The following is a 16,598-nucleotide window of genomic DNA, read 5'->3' on the forward strand; positions in this document are numbered from 1 at the left end:
TTATAAGTCTCGCCGCGCTATGCAACCACGACGCCCGATTATAAATCAAGCAAGAATCGAGCCTTGGGTAGGGGCGTACGGCATTTTCCGGTCAACAAACCCTTCCCCTCATCGAACAAAATAGAAATCAAGAGGTTGAGTTCGTGCTCGGCGGCCGGCGCGACGCCTCCGGCCACCCGCGTATCTGTCACTTTTTCAGAATTTTGGCGACATGATTCCGTCGTAAACGATAGGCGTCGGGCATGCCCGAGCCGAGCAGAGGGCGCAGATAGAGACGGAAGGCGTCGGTCACATCGGTCCCGTTCTCGCTGATGAACTCGTCGGGCATGACCTTGGTCTTGCCGGCGACCGCCTCGAGCGGCGTGAGCTGATAGTCGACCGAATAGAAGCCGGTGCGGTGAATCGTCACGGAACCGTTCTTGTCGCCCCACAGCGCGAACTGCACCGCCTTCTCGCCGACCTCGCGCGCCTCGCGCTGGTCGACATCGGAGACGCAGCCGACGAAGCTGCGCTGCACATAGCCGAAAGTGTCGGCGCGCACGCGCTTGAAGCCGAGCTTCGCCTTCACCAGCTCGGTCAGCATGTCGGCGAGCGCGCCGCCGCCGAGATGCACATTGCCATGCGCGTCCTTCTCCACCTGCTCGGCGAGCTTAGCGGCGATCGGCGTATGCTTCTCGTCGGCTATTCCCTCGGACACGGCGACGACGCAGCGGCCATATTTGTCCATCGTCGCCTTCACATCGGCGAGGAAGCGCTCGGTGTCGAAAACGCGCTCGGGCACATAGATGAGATGCGGGCCGTCGTCGGGGAATTTCTTGCCGAGCGCCGAGGCCGCGGTCAGGAAGCCGGCGTGACGGCCCATCACCACGGCGATGTAGACGCCGGGCAGCGCCCAATTGTCGAGATTGGCGCCGGCGAAGGCCTGCGCCACCCAGCGCGCCGCGGAGGGAAAGCCGGGCGTGTGGTCGTTGACCGTCAGATCATTGTCGATCGTCTTCGGAATATGCACGACGCGCAGCGGATAGCCGGCATTCGACGCTTCTTCCGAGACGATGCGCACCGTGTCGGAGCTGTCGTTGCCGCCGACATAGAAGAAGCAGCCGATCCCGTGTGCGCGCAGCACTTCGAAAATCTCATGGCAATATTTGAGATCCGGCTTGTCGCGCGTCGAGCCCAGCGCCGAGGAGGGCGTGTCCGCCACCATCTCGAGGTTGTGCGTCGTCTCCTGCGTCAGATCGACGAAATCCTCATTGACGATGCCGCGCACGCCATGCAGCGCGCCATAGACGCGCTCGACGGCGCGGAACTTGCGCGATTCGAGCACGGCGCCGGCCAGCGATTGATTGATGACGGCGGTCGGCCCGCCGCCTTGCGCGATGAGGACCTTGGAGAAATCGATGTCGGACACGAAGGAGGCTCCAATCGGTTGTCGAACGCGACCCATACGAACAGCCGTCTCTCCGTCATTGCGAGGAGCGAAGCGACGAAGCAATCCAGGGGTCGCCCCGCGCCTCTGGATTGCTTCGCTTCGCTCGCAATAACGGCGACCGTCACACCAATGCGCCGTGGCAGTGCTTGAACTTCTTGCCCGATCCGCAAGGGCACGGCTCGTTGCGGCCGACCTTGCCCCAGGTCGCGGGATTTTCAGGATCGCGCGCGGTCGCCTCGGCCGCGGCGCCTATCGCCTGCGGCGAAAAATCGGCGGCGGCGAGACGGGCGTTGAGTTCGGCGAGAGCCGCCTGCTCGCCGCCCGCGGCGTTCGGGTCCGGATGCACATATTCCATCGGCGGCAGCTCGGCCGGCGCCGGAGGCGCTTCGAAAGAGACCTCGACGCGCATCAGCTGAGACGTGACCGTCTCGTCCCAATGCGTCATCAGGCTGCGGAACAGCTCCAGCGCCTCGGACTTGTATTCGTTGAGCGGATCGCGCTGCGCCATGCCGCGCCAGCCGATCACTTGGCGCAGATGGTCGAGCACGACGAGATGATCGCGCCAGAGCTGATCGAGCGCCTGCAGCACCACCTGCTTCTCGATCATGCGCGAGAGCTGCGCCGTGTTGCGCTCGACGCGCGCGGCGTAGGACTCGTTGGCCGCCGTCAGCAGGCGCTCCTTGATCTCCTCGTCGGCGATGCCTTCTTCCTTCGCCCACTCCTCGATCGGCAGATCGAGATTGAGCTTGGCGCGCACCTCGTCGGCGAGCTCATCGATCTCCCACGCCTCGGCATAGGCGTCGTGCGGAATGTGGCGGGAGACGAGCTCGGCGACCACATCCTCGCGCATCTCGTTCACCGTCTCCTCGACGCTCTCCTCCGCCATGATCTCGCGACGGCGCTCGAAGATCACCTTGCGCTGGTCGTTCATCACATTGTCGAACTTCAGAATGTTCTTGCGGATGTCGAAGTTGCGCGCCTCGACCTTGTGCTGCGCCTTCTCGAGCGCCTTGTTGATCCAGGGATGGACGATCGCCTCGCCCTCCTGCAGGCCGAGCTTGACGAGCATCGTGTCCATGCGTTCCGAGCCGAAGATGCGCATGAGATCGTCCTGCAGCGACAGGAAGAATTTCGAGCGGCCCGGATCGCCCTGGCGGCCCGAGCGGCCGCGCAGCTGATTGTCGATGCGCCGGCTCTCGTGGCGCTCCGTTCCGATGATGAAGAGGCCGCCGGCGGCGATCGCCTTCTCCTTGAACTCGGCGACCTCGGCGCGGATTTCGGCTTCCTTCGTCTCGCGCGCCGCGCCGTCGAGCCCTGCGCATTCCTGCGCGACGCGCATCTCGACATTGCCGCCGAGCTGAATGTCGGTGCCGCGGCCGGCCATATTGGTGGCGATGGTGATCGCGCCCGGAACGCCGGCCTCGGCGACGATATAGGCTTCCTGCTCGTGGAAGCGCGCATTCAGAACGGCGAACAGTCGCGACGGCTTGCCGGAATGCGCCGCCTCGTAGAGCTTGGCGAGCGCTTTTGTCGGATCGGAGAAGTCGATCTGCTTATAGCCTTTGGAGGCGAGGAATTCGGCGAGCTGCTCGGACTTCTCGATCGACGTCGTGCCGACCAAGAGCGGCTGCATCTTGGCGCTCGCCTCCTCGATCTCGGCGGCGATGGCGTTCAGCTTCTCCTTGCCGGTGCGATAGACCTCGTCGTCCTCGTCGATGCGCTGCACCGGGCGGTTGGTCGGGATCTCGACGACGTCGAGACGGTAGATCTCGGCGAACTCGTCGGCCTCGGTCGAGGCCGTGCCGGTCATGCCGGCGAGCTTCTCGTAGAGGCGGAAATAATTCTGGAAGGTGATCGACGCGAGGGTGACGTTCTCCGGCTGGACGGTCACGCGCTCCTTGGCCTCGAGCGCCTGATGCAGCCCTTCCGAATAGCGCCGGCCCGGCATCATGCGGCCGGTGAACTCGTCGATGATGACCACCTCGCCCTTGCGGACGATGTAGTCCTTGTCGCGCTGGAACAGCTTGTGCGCGCGCAGCGCCTGATTGACGTGGTGAACGAGCGTGACGTTCTGCGCCTCGTAGAGCGCGCCTTCGACCAGCACGCCGGCGTCGGCCAGCAGCTCCTCCATATGCTCGTTGCCGGCCTCGGTCAGATTGACGGTGCGCTGCTTCTCGTCGAGCTCGTAATCTTCCTTGTCGAGCTTCGGAATGAGCTTGTCGATGGCGTTGTAGAGATCCGACTTGTCGTCCGAATGGCCGGAGATGATGAGCGGCGTGCGCGCTTCGTCCACCAGGATCGAGTCGACCTCGTCGACGATCGCGTAGACATGCGGGCGCTGCACCATCTGCGCCAGCTCATATTTCATATTGTCGCGCAGATAGTCGAAGCCGAACTCGTTGTTGGTGCCATAGGTGATGTCGGAGGCGTAGGCCGCGGCGCGCTCCTCGTCCGAAATATCGTGGACGATGACGCCGACGCTCAGGCCGAGAAAGCGATAGACGCGGCCCATCCATTCGGCGTCGCGGCGAGCGAGATAATCGTTGACGGTGACGACATGCACGCCGCGTCCCGTGAGCGCATTGAGATAGACGGCGAGCGTCGCGACCAGCGTCTTGCCCTCGCCGGTGCGCATCTCGGCGATCGCGCCCTCGTGCAGCACCATGCCGCCGATCAGCTGCACGTCGAAGTGCCGCTGGCCGAGCACGCGCTTGGCCGCCTCGCGCACGGTGGCGAAGGCGGGGACGAGCAGATCGTCGAGCGCGCGGCCGTTCTCGAGCTGTTCGCGGAATTCCTGCGTGCGATCGCGCAGCGCGTCATCGGAAAGGGCGGCGAGCTCCGCCTCCAAGGCGTTGATCGCCATGACCTTCGGCGCATAGGTCTTGAGACGCCGGTCGTTGGCCGAGCCGAAAATCTTCTTGGCGATGGCGCCGAGCATACGGGAACCCTTCCAGGATGAGCCTCCGGCGGAGGCCGGGACAGGCCGCCTTTTCGCACAGGTTCCTTTCGATTTGGAAATCTCTTTTCGAAAGGCGGCGAAGCGCGAACGCACGGCCGCGTCCTTAGGGCCGGCTCTGCGACGACGCGCGAGAGATAAGAGCCGGTCGAGCCCTTGTCAACGAAATGCGGCCGGCAGGCGAAAGCCATGGTATTCCTGAAACTTGCGGCAGGCGTGCGCCCGGTCGGTCGTCCAGCCTGCCGGCCTGTACGCCGAAGCTCCGCGACCGCTCCGCCGAACGGCGGCTCATCGGACCGTCGCCGTCGGGGGCGTGGCGGCGACGGTCGAGCTGCGCGAGGAAAGGCTATTCCGCCGCCTCGACCGGCGCGATTCGGCGGCTCATCTCCGAGAGGCCGCGATAGCGCTCCTGCCATTCGGTCGGCCCGTTGGAGGGCGAGATCTGAACGGCCGTGACCTTGTATTCCGGGCAATTGGTCGCCCAGTCGGAATTATCCGTCGTCACGACATTGGTCTGGCAGAGCGGGTGGTGGAAGGTCGTGTAGACGACGCCGGGCGCGACGCGATCGGTGATCTTCGCGTGCAGCGTCGTCTCGCCGGCGCGGCTCTGCACGCGCACCCAGTCGCCGTCGCGCACGCCGCGCAGCTCGGCGTCGTGCGGATGAATCTCCAGCACGTCCTCTGGATGCCACTGGCTGTTCTCGGTGCGCCGCGTCTGCGCGCCGACATTATATTGCGAGAGAATTCGGCCCGTCGTCAGCAGCAGCGGGAAACGCGAGCCCGTACGCTCCTCGGTCGGCACATATTCGGTGATGACGAACTTGCCCTTGCCGCGCGCGAAGCCGTCGATATGCATGATCGGCATGCCTTCCGGCGAGGCGTCGTTGCACGGCCATTGCACGGAGCCGTCCTTGTCGAGCTTCTCATAGGAGACGCCCCTGAAAGTCGGCGTCAGCCGCGCGATCTCGTCCATGATCTGGCTCGGATGCGTATAGGTCCAATTGCAGCCGAGTGCATTGGCGAAGAGCTGCGTCACCTCCCAATCGGCGTAGCCCGCCTTCGGGCTCATCACGCGGCGGACGCGCTGGATGCGCCGCTCGGCGTTGATGAACACGCCGTCCTTCTCGAGAAAGCTCGCGCCCGGCAGGAGCACATGCGCGTAATTGGCGGTCTCGTTGAGGAAGAGATCCTGCACGACGAGGCATTCCAGCGCCCCGAGGCCTGCGGAGACATGCTTGATGTCCGGGTCGGACTGCAGAATGTCCTCGCCCTGCACATAGAGGCCCTTGAACACGCCGTCGACGGCGGCGTCGAACATGTTGGGGATGCGCAGGCCGGGCTCGCCATCGAGCGGAACGCCCCAGGCCTCCTCGAACAGCTCGCGCACATTGTCGTCGGAGACATGGCGATAGCCGGGGAATTCGTGCGGGAAGGAGCCCATGTCGCAGGAGCCCTGCACATTGTTCTGCCCGCGCAGGGGATTCACGCCGACGCCGCGGCGGCCGAGATTGCCGGTCGCCATGGCGAGATTGGCGATCGCCATCACGGTCGTCGAGCCCTGGCTGTGCTCGGTGACGCCGAGGCCGTAATAGATCGTCGCATTGCCGCCGGTGGCATAGAGCCGCGCCGCGCCGCGCACGAGATGAGCGGGAACGCCGGTGAATTTCTCCACCGCCTCGGGGCTGTTGCGCTCCTCTGCGACGAAGACGGCCCAATCGAGATATTCATCCCAGTCGCAGCGCGCGCGAACGAAGGCTTCGTTCGTCAGCCCCTCCGTCACGATCACATGCGCGAGCGCGGTGACGATGGCGACATTGGTGCCCGGCCGCAGCGGCAGATGGAAAGCGGCTTCGATATGCGGCGAGCGCACGAGCTCGGTGCGCCGCGGGTCGACGACGATGAGCTTCGCCCCTTCGCGGAGGCGCTTCTTGATCTGCGAGCCGACGACCGGATGCGCGTCGGTCGGATTGCAGCCGATGATCAGCACGACGTCGGCCTCGGCGACCGAGTCGAAATCCTGCGTGCCGGCCGAGGTGCCGAACGCCTGGCTCAGCCCATAGCCGGTCGGCGAGTGGCAGACGCGGGCGCAAGTGTCGACATTATTGTTGCCGAAGCCGCTGCGGATGAGCTTCTGCACGAGAAAAGTCTCTTCGCTCGTGCAGCGCGAGGAGGTGATGCCGCCGACCGCGAGCCGGCCATATTCGGCCTGGATGCGCTTGAACTCGGATGCGGCGTAGGCGATCGCCTCCTCCCAGGACACTTCGCGCCAGGGGTCGGTGATCTTCTCTCGGATCATAGGGCTCGTGACGCGGTCGCGGTGCAGCGCATAGCCATAGGCGAAGCGGCCCTTGATGCAGCTGTGGCCGTGATTGGCCTTGCCGTCCTTCCACGGGACCATGCGGATGATCTCTTCGCCGCGCATCTCGGCCTTGAAGGCGCAGCCGACGCCGCAATAGGCGCAAGTGGTCACCGCCGAATGCTCCGGCTGGCCGTTCGAGATCACCGATTTCTCGATGAGGGTGGCGGTGGGGCAGGCCTGCACGCAGGCGCCGCAGGACACGCATTCGGATTCGAAATAGGCTTCGTTCATGCCCGGCGACACGCGGCTGTCGAAGCCGCGGCCGTCGATCGTCAGTGCGAAGGTCCCCTGCGTCTCCGCGCAGGCGCGCACGCAACGGTTGCAGACGATGCATTTCGACGGATCATAGGTGAAGTAAGGGTTCGACTCGTCCTTCGGCCGCCACTCGGGATTGATGCGCCCCTTGTTGCGCGCGAAGACGTGATTGGCGCCCTGCTCGTAGCGCACCTCGCGCAGCGAGACGGCGCCCGCCATCGACTGCAGCTCGCAATCGCCATTGGCGGCGCAGGTCAGGCAGTCGAGCGGATGGTCGGAGATGTAGAGCTCCATGATGCCGCGGCGGATCTTGTCGAGGCGCGGCGTCAGCGTCTTCACCGCCATCCCCTGCGCGACCGGCGTCGTGCAGGAGGCCGGCGTGCCATAGCGTCCCTCGATCTCGATCACGCAGAGCCGGCAGGAGCCGAAGGCCTTCAGACTATCGGTGGCGCAGAGCTTCGGGATATCGATTCCCGCCGCCGTCGCCGCACGCATGATCGACGTCCCCTCGGGCGCCGTGACCTCCTTCCCGTCGATGGTGAAAGTGACGATCTTCTCCGATCCGGAGGCGGGAGTGCCGTAATCGATTTCCTTGATGAGCGTCATGACGTCGTCGCCTCGGCGGGGAATGGCAGGCTCCGATATGAATATCGATTGCATAGCGCTAATCAATAATCGAGTCCGGTATCTCGATCAGAATTTTCTATCACGGACGCTCATATGCGATTACTGCATTGATATAAAATAACTATGTGTCTTTGATGTCGTGTGTTTACATAGCGCTGGCGCGCGGCGGCCTCGCTCTTGCTTGCCCGGGACGCGCCGGCGCGCCGCCGGCCGAACACGCCGAGCCGCCCATGTCAGACGCCGCCGACGACCGACTCCATGCGCCCGCCGCGCAGCGCAATCGCGGCCCGATCCTCGACGTGCTGCGCGAGGCGCTGCCGGCCGAAGGCCTCGTGCTCGAGATCGCCAGCGGCACGGGCGAGCATGTCACGCATTTTGCGGCGCATCTTCCGGCGCTGACCTTCCAGCCGTCCGATCCCGACGCGCGGGCGCGAATGAGCGTCGCCGCCTGGATCGCCGCGGCCGGGCTCGGCAATATCCGCCCGCCGCTCGAGCTCGACGTGCGCCGGTCCTGGCCGATCGAGCGCGCCGAGGCGCTCGTCTGCATCAATATGATTCATATATCTCCCTGGGAGGCGACCGAGAGCCTGTTCGCGACGGCGGCGACGATCCTGCCCGACAGCGCGCCGCTCGTCACCTACGGCCCCTATAGGCGGAGCGGCGCGCTGTCGGCGCCGAGCAATGTCGAGTTCGATGCGAGCCTGCGCGCGATGAATCCGGCCTGGGGCGTGCGCGATCTCGAGGCGGTCGCGGCCTGCGCGGCGAAGAACGGATTTTCGGCCCCGCGGATCGTCGAGATGCCGGCCAATAACCTCGCTCTGGTGTTTCGCTCGCGGGCGTGAACGGCTCGCGCCGGGGCGCGCTCGCGTGCTACTATAGACGCCCATGAGCGTCCCGGCCGCCGCACGAATTTCGATTCCCGACTTCCTCGCCTGGTCCGACCGCCAGGAACAGGGCCGCTACGAACTCGTCGCCGGCGAGATCGTCGCCATGGCGCCGAAGCGCGCCGCGCATGTCGACGCCAAGGCGTCGATTTGGCAGGCTTTGGCCGGAGCGATCAAGGAAGCCGGCGCGCCCTGCAAGTCCTATGTCGACGGCCTGGGCGTGGCCGTCGACTCCCAGACCGTCTATGAGCCCGACGTTCTGGTGAATTGCGGAGAGCCCCTCGCGCCGGACGCCATGCTGGCGCCGGCGCCCGTCATCATCGTCGAGGTCCTCTCGCCGTCCTCTCGGCATATCGACAAGAGCGTGAAGCTCGCCGGCTATTTCCGGCTCGAAAGCCTCGCGCATTATCTCGTCGTCGACCTCGATCGCCGCACGGTCCTGCATTATCGCCGACAGAACGCCGACGAGCCGATCCTGCTGCGCATCGTGACCGAAGGCGTGATCCGTCTCGACCCGCCCGGCCTCGATCTCGCGCTCACGGATATTTTCGCATGACTTCGCTCTCCGGCCGCATCGCCCTCGTCACCGGCGCGTCGCGCGGCGTCGGCCGCGCCGTGGCGCTGGAGCTCGCGCGCGAGGGCGCGCATGTCGTCGCGCTCGCGCGCAGCCAGGGCGCGCTCGAATTTCTCGACGACGAGATTCGCGCGCTCGGCGGTCAGGCGACACTCGTCCCGGCCGATCTGCGCGATTTCGCGGCCATCGACCGGCTCGGCGCGAGCCTGCACGAGCGCTGGGGCCGGCTCGACATTCTCGTCGGCAACGCCGGCCTGCTCGGGCCGGTGACGCCGCTCGCCCATGTCGATCCGCCGCAATGGCAGGCAGTGATCGATGTGAATCTCTCGGCCAATTGGCGGCTGATCCGCTCGCTCGATCTGCCGCTGCGCGCCTCGGACGCCGGCCGCTGCGTATTCGTCACCTCGGGCGCCGCGCGCCGCATCAGGCCCTATTGGGGCCCCTACGCCGTCTCCAAGGCGGCGCTGAACGCTCTCGCGCGCACTTATGCCGCCGAGACCGCCAACACTTCGAACGTAAAGGTGATGCTCGCCAATCCCGGCCCTCTGCGCACGGCGATGCGGGCCGCCGCAATGCCCGGCGAGGATCCGGAGACCTTGCGCACGCCGGAGCAATTCGCGCCGAAGCTCGCGGCGCTGTGCCGGCCCGGCTGGGCCGAGACCGGCAAGCTCTATGACTTTCCGACCGACAGAATCGTCGAATTCGAGGCGTGAGCCTCTTGTCCAGGGAAACGGAGGCCCACGGGCGCATCTTCATCCTACGGACCCCGTGGAGGCTTTTTGCCTTCGGCAAAAAGCCTCGAGACGATGAGGGGCGTTACGGCTTCGTGATGAGACGCCGATGGCGCTTGCGGTAATGGCGCGGCTCGGGCTCCGGCGCATAGGTCAGCGTCAGATGGGCGATGCCGGCCGAGATGTTGAGCCCCGTGCCGCCCTGGACCACGATCGGCTGCAGCGACACGGAGTCGTGCGAGCCGCCCACCAGCACCGTTGCGCCGACGCCGCCGCCCAGGGCGAAAGCGCCGTGCACGCCGACATATTCGCCTGCGAGCGCGCCTTGTCCGATCTTGCCGCTCTCGATCAGCACGCCCCAGGCGAGATCGCCCGGACCGGTCACGCCGATCACCGCGCCGACATTGGTCAGCTCGCCGACATAATGCTCGGCCGGGGCGTCGTTCTCGTCCTCGTAATAGCAGTCGAGTTTCAAGCTCTCGACGGCGAGACCGCCCTCGGAGCCCGCATAGGAGCATTCGAGCGAGCCGGCATAGGCCTCGGCCGAGGCCGACGTCGGCGCGAGCGCCGCCAGAAGGGCCGCGAGGCCCGCCGGCGCGGCGAGACGCGTCAGATTTTTGATCGATCCACTCATGATTACTCCCTCCCCATAGGTTCGAGGCCCATCCCCGCATGACGGGCGGGCGGCGGCCGACGCCGCGCCGCGGCTCGAGATGCGCCTTGTCCTCGACCGTGAGATAGCAATCAATCACGACGGTTGGAAGGGCGTCCGCACGCGCGCCGGCCGCCGGCCCTTGCGTCCGCGGCGCGGCCATCCGATCTCAAACGCGGATCCGTCGGCACGGGAGGAGACGCAGGTGACGCAGGGGCTTCCGCAATTGGTCTTGCTCGAGATGAGCGAGGCGGATCGCGCCGCGCTGCAGTCCGCCGTGGATATTTTGGAGCGGACGAGCTTCGTCGAGCGCCTCGCGACGGCGACCGGACGCCGGCTCGGCTTCGCCGGCCGCGCTCTTCCACCCGACGCCCAGGCCTTCGCCGCCGCCGCCGCCCGCCGCGGCCTCGAGACGGCGCTGCATGTCGCCGTCTCCAGCCTCGCCGCGAGGCCGCAGCGCGACGGGGGACGTCTCCACCAGCGGCTCGCGGCGGCGAGCGGGGCGGTGGGCGGCGCGATCGGCATCGCCAGCCTGCCCGTGGAGCTGCCCGTCTCGACCACGATCATGCTGCGCTCCATCGCCGATATCGCCCGGCTCGAGGGCGAAGACCTCTCCGATCCGGAGGCGCTGGTCGCCTGCCTGCAGGTGTTCGCGCTCGGCGGCCATGCGGAGGAAGGCAATCTGCTCGAGGGCGGCTATCTCGCTTTGCGTGGTCTGCTGGCCAAGTCGGTGACCGACGCGGCCCGCTTCATGACTGGCCGGACCGCCTCCGACGCTACTGCGCCGATCCTCGCCCGCTTCCTGGCGCTCGTCTCCGCGCGGTTCGGCGTCGTCGTGTCGCAGAAGGCGGCGGCGCAGGCCGTCCCGCTGATCGGCGCGCTGGGCGGCGCGGCGATCAATCTCGCCTTCATCCGCCATTTCCAGCGGCTGGCGCAGGGGCATTTCACGGTTCGCCGGCTCGAGCGCGTCTACGGCCGCGAGATCGTCTACGGCGAATATGCGCGCATGGCCGGGCGCACGGCGGCCGCCGAGGGCTGAAGCCGCTCGTCGCTCGCGACCGCATCGGCGCCCGGATGCAGCGCCCGCCAGAGATTGTCGACCTGGCTCAGCGCGCCGATCTGCGCTTCGTTCTCCTCGAGCAGGACCGCGTCGGCCGCCGCCACGCTCTCGCGCAGCTCGGCGGGATTTGCGTCGATCCTCTCGCCATTGCCGGTCTCGCCGGGCCGGGTGCGGAAGCGGACGAGGCCCATACGGTCGCTCTCGAGGCGCATCGAGAACCAAAAATCGACCTCCGGCGGACAGGGCGCATAGGCGAGCGCGACGATGATCTCGCGCACGAAGCTGCCGCCGAGCGCGGTGAGGCGCGGCGTGCGCGCGCACGGCCCCGACGCCTTGGCCGCGAGCTTCGCCACCGGATAATGCGCATCAGGCCACAGCAGATTGAGCAGTTCGAGCAGATCTTTGTCCGTGCCCTTCGCCTCGTGCGAAAGGCTCCAGTCGAAATCATAGAGGCCGAGCGGGGCTTTCGCTCCGTCCTCGGCCATGAGGCGGGTCGCCTCGCGCGTCGCGAGAGCGGCGCCGAGCAGATTCCAATGTGTGCCGCCGCGCGGAAAGAAGCCGAGAGGATAGTCCGCCCCGCGCGCCTCCAGCAGGGTGAGGGAGTCGACATACGGAAGACGCCGCGCGGAGAGCGCGGCGCGGAAGGGCGAGAGCTTGTCGGTCGCATGCGCCGTCAGCGCCGGACAGCGCGTATCCGCGGGGAAATATCGCGGATAGTACGACGCCTTGGAGGGCGAGATCACATAGGCGAACCCCTTGCCCATGGCGCGCAGCGCATCGCGATTGCTGGCGACGCGATCCGCCCATCGATCGATCACGCTCGGATCGGGCGCGCCGCCGCGGCTGCAGAATTCCTCGATATAGAAGCGCTCGAACAATTGTCCGTCTCTGCCGCGCACGATGTTCGATGCGCCGGAGACGCCGAACAGCGAGAAGAGGAACTGATTCTTCGCCCGCACCGAGAAGGGAAACACCCACAGCGAACGGCCGAGCGCGGTCGAGAAAGACCGCTGCAGCGCGCCGGACAGGAAGCCTTGCGTCGAGAAATCGAGCGGCGGCGGCGCGGCGGCGCCGGGGAGCGGCCGGGCGCTGCGCAGGCGCCATTTGGGATGGTCTCGCTCGACGGCGGCGTTCCACAGCACCGTGAGAAAATAGAAGAAGATCGCGCCGGCGGCGGCGAAGATCGGCAGGCGGGCGAAGCGCTGGCGCATGGTCAGAAGCGGAAATAAATGAAGGGCTTGAATGGATCGGCGAGTCCTTTGCCGATGGCGCAGGCGAAGAGCAGCGCGAGCGCGCTGTTCGCCGTGAGAGCGTGGCGCCGCGCGAGCGCCGGCCAGGACGCACGCTCACCGAGCGAAAGGCCGAGGCGCTGTGCGAGGCAGATCGCGGCGGCGATCAGCAGAGCGAGAATGTCATAGGAGGGGAAGGCGATCGGCTCTCCCGACGCGAAGGGCCGCGCCATCGCCGAAAGGAGAAGCCCGGTCTGGCCGAGAGATGTCGCGCGGAACAAGCTCCAGCCGATCATCACGACGAGAAAAGTGAGCAGATTGGCGAGCCACGCCGGCCGGCGCTTCAGCCACTCGAGGAGGACCATGCGCTCGAGCGCGAGGAAGAATCCGTTGTAGGCGCCCCAGGCGATATAGGTCCAGGCGGCGCCGTGCCAGAGGCCCGAGGCGAGGAAGCAGATCCAGAGATTGATCTGTGTGCGCCGCTCGCCGCGGCGATTGCCGCCGAGCGGAACATAGAGATAGTCCTTGATCCAGGTGGTGAGCGAAATATGCCAGCGGCGCCAGAATTCGGTGACGCTCGCCGCCACATAGGGCCTGTCGAAATTCTCAGGCAAGCGAAAGCCGAACATGCGGGCGAGGCCGATCGCCATGCTCGAATAGCCGGAGAAATCGAAGTAGATTTGGAACGTGAAGAAGAGCACGCCGAGCCAGGCGTCGGCGCAGCCGAGGCGCGCGGCGTCGGCCGAGAAGACCAGATCGGCGCCATTGGCGAGCGTGTCGGCGAGGAGCAGCTTCTGCGCGACGCCCAGCATGAAGCGCGAGAAGCCCTCGACGAAATCCTCGCCGTCGGCGTGGCGGAAGCGGTCGAGCTGTCCGGCGATCTCGTGATATTTGACGATCGGTCCCGCCAGCAGCTTCGGAAAGAAGAACACATAGAAGGCATAGAGCGAGAGGCTCTTCGCCGGCGCCGTGACGCCGCGGCCGACGTCGACGAGAAAAGTGATTTTCTCGAAGACGATGAAGGAAACGCCGATCGGCAGAGCGATCGCGGGCAGAGCGAGGCCCGGCGCGCCGAAAGCCTGCGCCAGCGCGTCGAGGTTGGCGACGAGGAAGCCCGCATATTTGAAATAGACGAGCACGCCGAGATTGCAGGCGACGCCGAGCGCGAGCCACAGCCGGGCCTCGTGTCCGTCCGTGCAGGCGATGCGCCGCGCGATGAAGAAATCGGCGAGGACGGTTACGAAGACGACGAAGACGAAGAGCGGCTCGCTCCATGCATAGAAGAGGACGCTGCCGACGAGCAGCACGGCGAGCCGTCCGCCGCGCCGGGACCCGAGCAGCAGATAGAGGCAATAGACGAAAGGCGCGAACAGGAACAGGAACAGCGGTTCGTAAAACAGCATCCGCGCGTCGCTCGAAAAAAGAGAGCATCAAGATTCGGGGACGTCCTCGGCTCCGGCCGGACGAATATTCCCCTTTGTTTCTACGGTCCGTTGGAGAGGGGAGGTAGTTGGGGAAGGCCCCTAAGGGCGCGCCGGAGATGCGGGCATTCAGGCTCGCTCGTCGACGACGACGTCCGCGCAGCCGAGCGCGTCCAGCGTCCCGCGCATATGGGGCGGGATCGGCGCGGCGACGGCGACGCTCTCATGGCCGTCTCGCATCGGCACGACGACGGCGCGCGCGTGCAGATGCAGCGGCGGCGCGCCCTCGCGCCTGCCATGGCCATAGACCGGATCGCCGAGGATCGGCCAGCCCATCGCCTGGCAATGGACGCGTAACTGATGCGTGCGGCCGGTGCGCGGCTTCAGCTCGAGAAAGGCGATCTCGCGACCCTCCGCGTCATGGCCGCGGGCCAGCGCCCGCCAGTGGGTTTTCGCGGGAAGGCCCAGAGGATCGGGCCGCATCCACCAGCCGCGGGTCGAATCGATGCGGCCGAGGGCCATGTCGATCTCGCCCTCTTCCGTTTGCGGCGCGCCTTCGACCACCGCCCAATAGGTTTTCTCGATGCGCCCGTCCCGGAACAATTTGCCGAGGCGCTCCAGCGCTTTGCGGTGACGCCCGAGCACGAGGCAGCCGGAGGTGTCGCGGTCGAGCCGATGGGCGAGCGCCGGCGGGCGCGGCAGGCCGAAGCGCAACGCGTTGAAAAGCTCCTCGAGATTGTCGCCGCCCTTGGGGCCGCGATGCACGGGCAGGCCGGCCGGCTTGTCGACGACGAGCATCAGCCCGTCGCGGTAGAGGAGGCGCGAAAGCATGTCTTCGGGCGTCATGGCGGGCCGATCTTACGCGAAGAGTGAAGTGATTTCTTCCCCTTGGACGATCTGCGGCCCTTGCCGCCGCAGCCGGCGCGCTAGCTAGAGTCGGGTGTCGGGCTTCACGCGGCCCGTCGAAGAACGAACAAGGAGAGCAACCATGGCGGACGAAGACCAAGTCGACCGCATGATGTCGACGAATGCCTATATATTCGGCGGCGTGGGCGCTGTGCTCGGCGCTCTCACGGGCGCCGCCGTCGTCGGGTTTCCTTCGGCGATCGGCGCGGTCGTCATAGGCGCGCTGCTCGGCGGAATCCTCGGCTCCTTCATCCCGAGCAAATGAATGACGCGCCCGCGGAGCGGGGCCGACGCGTCGACCTCGCTCCTCGAGCGAAGGCTCAGTCGCCGAGGCCGACCATTGCGAGAACGCCGACGCGCTCCAGCAGCCAATAGGCTCCGAAGAGCGCGATGACCGTCGAGGCGGCGTAGACGAGCCGCTTGTCGCGTTTGCCGCCGGTCTGCTTGTCGATCGCGAGCAGCGCCGGCACGAGCACGAGCACGATGGCCACCTGCCCGAGCTCGACGCCGATGTTGAAAGAGGCGAGCGCCGGGACGATCGCATGCTGCGGCACGCCGAGCTCTTTCAGGCTGCTGGCGAAGCCGAAGCCGTGGATGAAGCCGAACAGGAAGGTGTCGCGCCAGCGGCCGTCGACGCGCCGCGAGAAGAAATTCTCGACCGCGACATAGATGATCGACGCGGCGATCGCCGATTCCACCCATTGCGAGGGCAGGGTGACGATGTCGAGCGTCGCGAGCGACAAGGTCACCGAATGCGAGACGGTGAAGGCCGTCACGATCTTCACCACCGGCCAGACGCGCGTCGCCCAGAGCAGGATGGCGATCAGGAAGCACAGATGATCATAGCCGGTGAGGATGTGCTCGACGCCGGCCATCAGGAATTTTCCCATCAGCTGCCAGATCGTCTCCAGGGGCTTGGAGAGATCGAGCGGCGGATCGGCGGGGTAGAGCATGGTCTGGCCGGCGTTCTCGCCCTCGCCGAGCGTGACGAGATGCTTGCCCCTCGCGCCTTGCGCGGCGAGCAGCTTGGTCGCGTCATAGAAGAGGGTTCCGGGCGCGTCGGAACAATCGAAGCGCAAGGTGACGAGCGCGCTGTCGGCGTTGGTCGGGTCCTCGCCGGCAAAATCGACGCGGCTGGCGCAATCGTGGCCCTCGGCGTCGCGCATGAAGACCCGGCGCTGGATCAGCCGGCCGATCTCCGTCTCCAGCACGCCCGGCTGCGACAATTCGGCGCCGGACCGCTCCGACATGGTCTCGGAAAAGATGCGCTCGAGGTCGGTCGCCAGGAAGCCGACGTCGACTCGATAGGCCCGATCCTTCTCGGGAATGATCTTGCCCGTCGAAATATCCGCCGTATGGGCGAAGGCCGGCGACACCGACATCAAGATCCATGCGACGACGATCGGCAGCCTCTTCATCGGCGGTCCTTTTGCACGAGCCTGCGGCGCCTCGGGACGAGGCGGGGCGCACAATAGACCGATGACGCGAAAATGGACAAGATCGCGTCCTCGGGAG

General features: G+C 66.2%; 13 protein-coding genes. 5 read left to right on the plus strand and 8 right to left on the minus strand.

What is annotated here, in order from left to right:
* Window positions 1–187 precede the first annotated feature (187 nt).
* The 3 genes from AC6IW9_RS03475 to fdhF form a co-directional block, all read right to left on the minus strand.
* Complete coding sequence (locus AC6IW9_RS03475) at window positions 188–1,408, minus strand: 6-phosphofructokinase (RefSeq protein ID WP_497769168.1); 1,221 nt, start codon at window positions 1,406–1,408, stop codon at window positions 188–190.
* A 142-nt stretch (window positions 1,409–1,550) separates the two neighbouring features.
* Window positions 1,551–4,367, minus strand: coding sequence for a preprotein translocase subunit SecA (secA, locus tag AC6IW9_RS03480; RefSeq protein ID WP_497769169.1), 2,817 nt, complete (start codon window positions 4,365–4,367; stop codon window positions 1,551–1,553).
* 364 nt (window positions 4,368–4,731) lie between these two features.
* Window positions 4,732–7,605, minus strand: coding sequence for a formate dehydrogenase subunit alpha (gene fdhF, locus AC6IW9_RS03485; protein WP_497769170.1), 2,874 nt, complete (start codon window positions 7,603–7,605; stop codon window positions 4,732–4,734).
* Between the two features lie 251 nt (window positions 7,606–7,856).
* Here fdhF and AC6IW9_RS03490 point away from each other — a divergent pair, with 251 nt between their 5' ends.
* Genes AC6IW9_RS03490 through AC6IW9_RS03500 form a run of 3 tightly spaced genes read left to right on the plus strand, consistent with a single transcriptional unit; the run spans window position 7,857 to window position 9,797 of the window.
* Window positions 7,857–8,468, plus strand: coding sequence for a DUF938 domain-containing protein (locus tag AC6IW9_RS03490; protein WP_497769171.1), 612 nt, complete (start codon window positions 7,857–7,859; stop codon window positions 8,466–8,468).
* A gap of 43 nt (window positions 8,469–8,511) precedes the next feature.
* Window positions 8,512–9,066, plus strand: a complete 555-nt coding sequence (locus AC6IW9_RS03495) for a Uma2 family endonuclease (RefSeq protein ID WP_497769172.1) — start codon at window positions 8,512–8,514, stop codon at window positions 9,064–9,066.
* Window positions 9,063–9,797, plus strand: a complete 735-nt coding sequence (locus AC6IW9_RS03500) for an SDR family NAD(P)-dependent oxidoreductase (RefSeq protein WP_497769173.1) — start codon at window positions 9,063–9,065, stop codon at window positions 9,795–9,797. The genes AC6IW9_RS03495 and AC6IW9_RS03500 overlap by 4 nt, the downstream gene beginning before the upstream one ends.
* A 103-nt stretch (window positions 9,798–9,900) precedes the next feature.
* On the opposite strand, the gene AC6IW9_RS03505 is transcribed toward AC6IW9_RS03500, so the two are convergent.
* Window positions 9,901–10,449 carry a DUF992 domain-containing protein gene (locus tag AC6IW9_RS03505; RefSeq protein ID WP_497769174.1) on the minus strand — a complete coding sequence of 183 codons (549 nt, stop codon included), beginning with the start codon at window positions 10,447–10,449 and terminating at the stop codon, window positions 9,901–9,903.
* 223 nt (window positions 10,450–10,672) lie between these two features.
* Here AC6IW9_RS03505 and AC6IW9_RS03510 point away from each other — a divergent pair, with 223 nt between their 5' ends.
* Window positions 10,673–11,506, plus strand: a complete 834-nt coding sequence (locus tag AC6IW9_RS03510) for an EcsC family protein (RefSeq protein ID WP_497769175.1) — start codon at window positions 10,673–10,675, stop codon at window positions 11,504–11,506.
* Here the strand turns inward: AC6IW9_RS03510 and AC6IW9_RS03515 are convergent.
* The 3 genes from AC6IW9_RS03515 to AC6IW9_RS03525 form a co-directional block, all read right to left on the minus strand.
* Window positions 11,455–12,738, minus strand: coding sequence for an alginate O-acetyltransferase AlgX-related protein (locus tag AC6IW9_RS03515; protein ID WP_497769176.1), 1,284 nt, complete (start codon window positions 12,736–12,738; stop codon window positions 11,455–11,457). The two genes, AC6IW9_RS03510 and AC6IW9_RS03515, sit on opposite strands and share 52 nt — an antisense overlap.
* A gap of 2 nt (window positions 12,739–12,740) precedes the next feature.
* Entirely contained in the window at window positions 12,741–14,159 is a 1,419-nt protein-coding gene (locus AC6IW9_RS03520; protein ID WP_497769177.1) for an MBOAT family O-acyltransferase, read from the minus strand.
* Window positions 14,160–14,306: 147 nt separating this feature from the next.
* Window positions 14,307–15,023 carry an RluA family pseudouridine synthase gene (locus tag AC6IW9_RS03525; RefSeq protein WP_497769178.1) on the minus strand — a complete coding sequence of 239 codons (717 nt, stop codon included), beginning with the start codon at window positions 15,021–15,023 and terminating at the stop codon, window positions 14,307–14,309.
* Window positions 15,024–15,165: 142 nt separating this feature from the next.
* Between AC6IW9_RS03525 and AC6IW9_RS03530 the strand changes: the two genes are divergently transcribed.
* Window positions 15,166–15,348 (plus strand): hypothetical protein, encoded by a 183-nt coding sequence (locus AC6IW9_RS03530; RefSeq protein WP_497769179.1) that lies wholly within the window; start codon window positions 15,166–15,168, stop codon window positions 15,346–15,348.
* A gap of 55 nt (window positions 15,349–15,403) precedes the next feature.
* On the opposite strand, the gene AC6IW9_RS03535 is transcribed toward AC6IW9_RS03530, so the two are convergent.
* Window positions 15,404–16,501, minus strand: a complete 1,098-nt coding sequence (locus tag AC6IW9_RS03535; RefSeq protein WP_497769180.1) for a HupE/UreJ family protein — start codon at window positions 16,499–16,501, stop codon at window positions 15,404–15,406.
* Window positions 16,502–16,598 lie beyond the last annotated feature (97 nt).

The organism is Methylosinus sp. shoA, assembly GCF_059718125.1.

What these genes read in the sequence shown, in the direction of transcription:
- secA (WP_497769169.1), bottom strand. Translation starts at nt 4,367, where the DNA reads ATGCTCGGCGCCATCGCCAAGAAGATTTTCGGCTCGGCCAACGACCGG.
- fdhF (WP_497769170.1), bottom strand. Translation starts at nt 7,605, where the DNA reads ATGACGCTCATCAAGGAAATCGATTACGGCACTCCCGCCTCCGGATCG.
- AC6IW9_RS03490 (WP_497769171.1), top strand. Translation starts at nt 7,857, where the DNA reads ATGTCAGACGCCGCCGACGACCGACTCCATGCGCCCGCCGCGCAGCGC.
- AC6IW9_RS03495 (WP_497769172.1), top strand. Translation starts at nt 8,512, where the DNA reads ATGAGCGTCCCGGCCGCCGCACGAATTTCGATTCCCGACTTCCTCGCC.
- AC6IW9_RS03500 (WP_497769173.1), top strand. Translation starts at nt 9,063, where the DNA reads ATGACTTCGCTCTCCGGCCGCATCGCCCTCGTCACCGGCGCGTCGCGC.
- AC6IW9_RS03505 (WP_497769174.1), bottom strand. Translation starts at nt 10,449, where the DNA reads ATGAGTGGATCGATCAAAAATCTGACGCGTCTCGCCGCGCCGGCGGGC.
- AC6IW9_RS03515 (WP_497769176.1), bottom strand. Translation starts at nt 12,738, where the DNA reads ATGCGCCAGCGCTTCGCCCGCCTGCCGATCTTCGCCGCCGCCGGCGCG.
- AC6IW9_RS03520 (WP_497769177.1), bottom strand. Translation starts at nt 14,159, where the DNA reads ATGCTGTTTTACGAACCGCTGTTCCTGTTCCTGTTCGCGCCTTTCGTC.
- AC6IW9_RS03525 (WP_497769178.1), bottom strand. Translation starts at nt 15,023, where the DNA reads ATGACGCCCGAAGACATGCTTTCGCGCCTCCTCTACCGCGACGGGCTG.
- AC6IW9_RS03530 (WP_497769179.1), top strand. Translation starts at nt 15,166, where the DNA reads ATGGCGGACGAAGACCAAGTCGACCGCATGATGTCGACGAATGCCTAT.
- AC6IW9_RS03535 (WP_497769180.1), bottom strand. Translation starts at nt 16,501, where the DNA reads ATGAAGAGGCTGCCGATCGTCGTCGCATGGATCTTGATGTCGGTGTCG.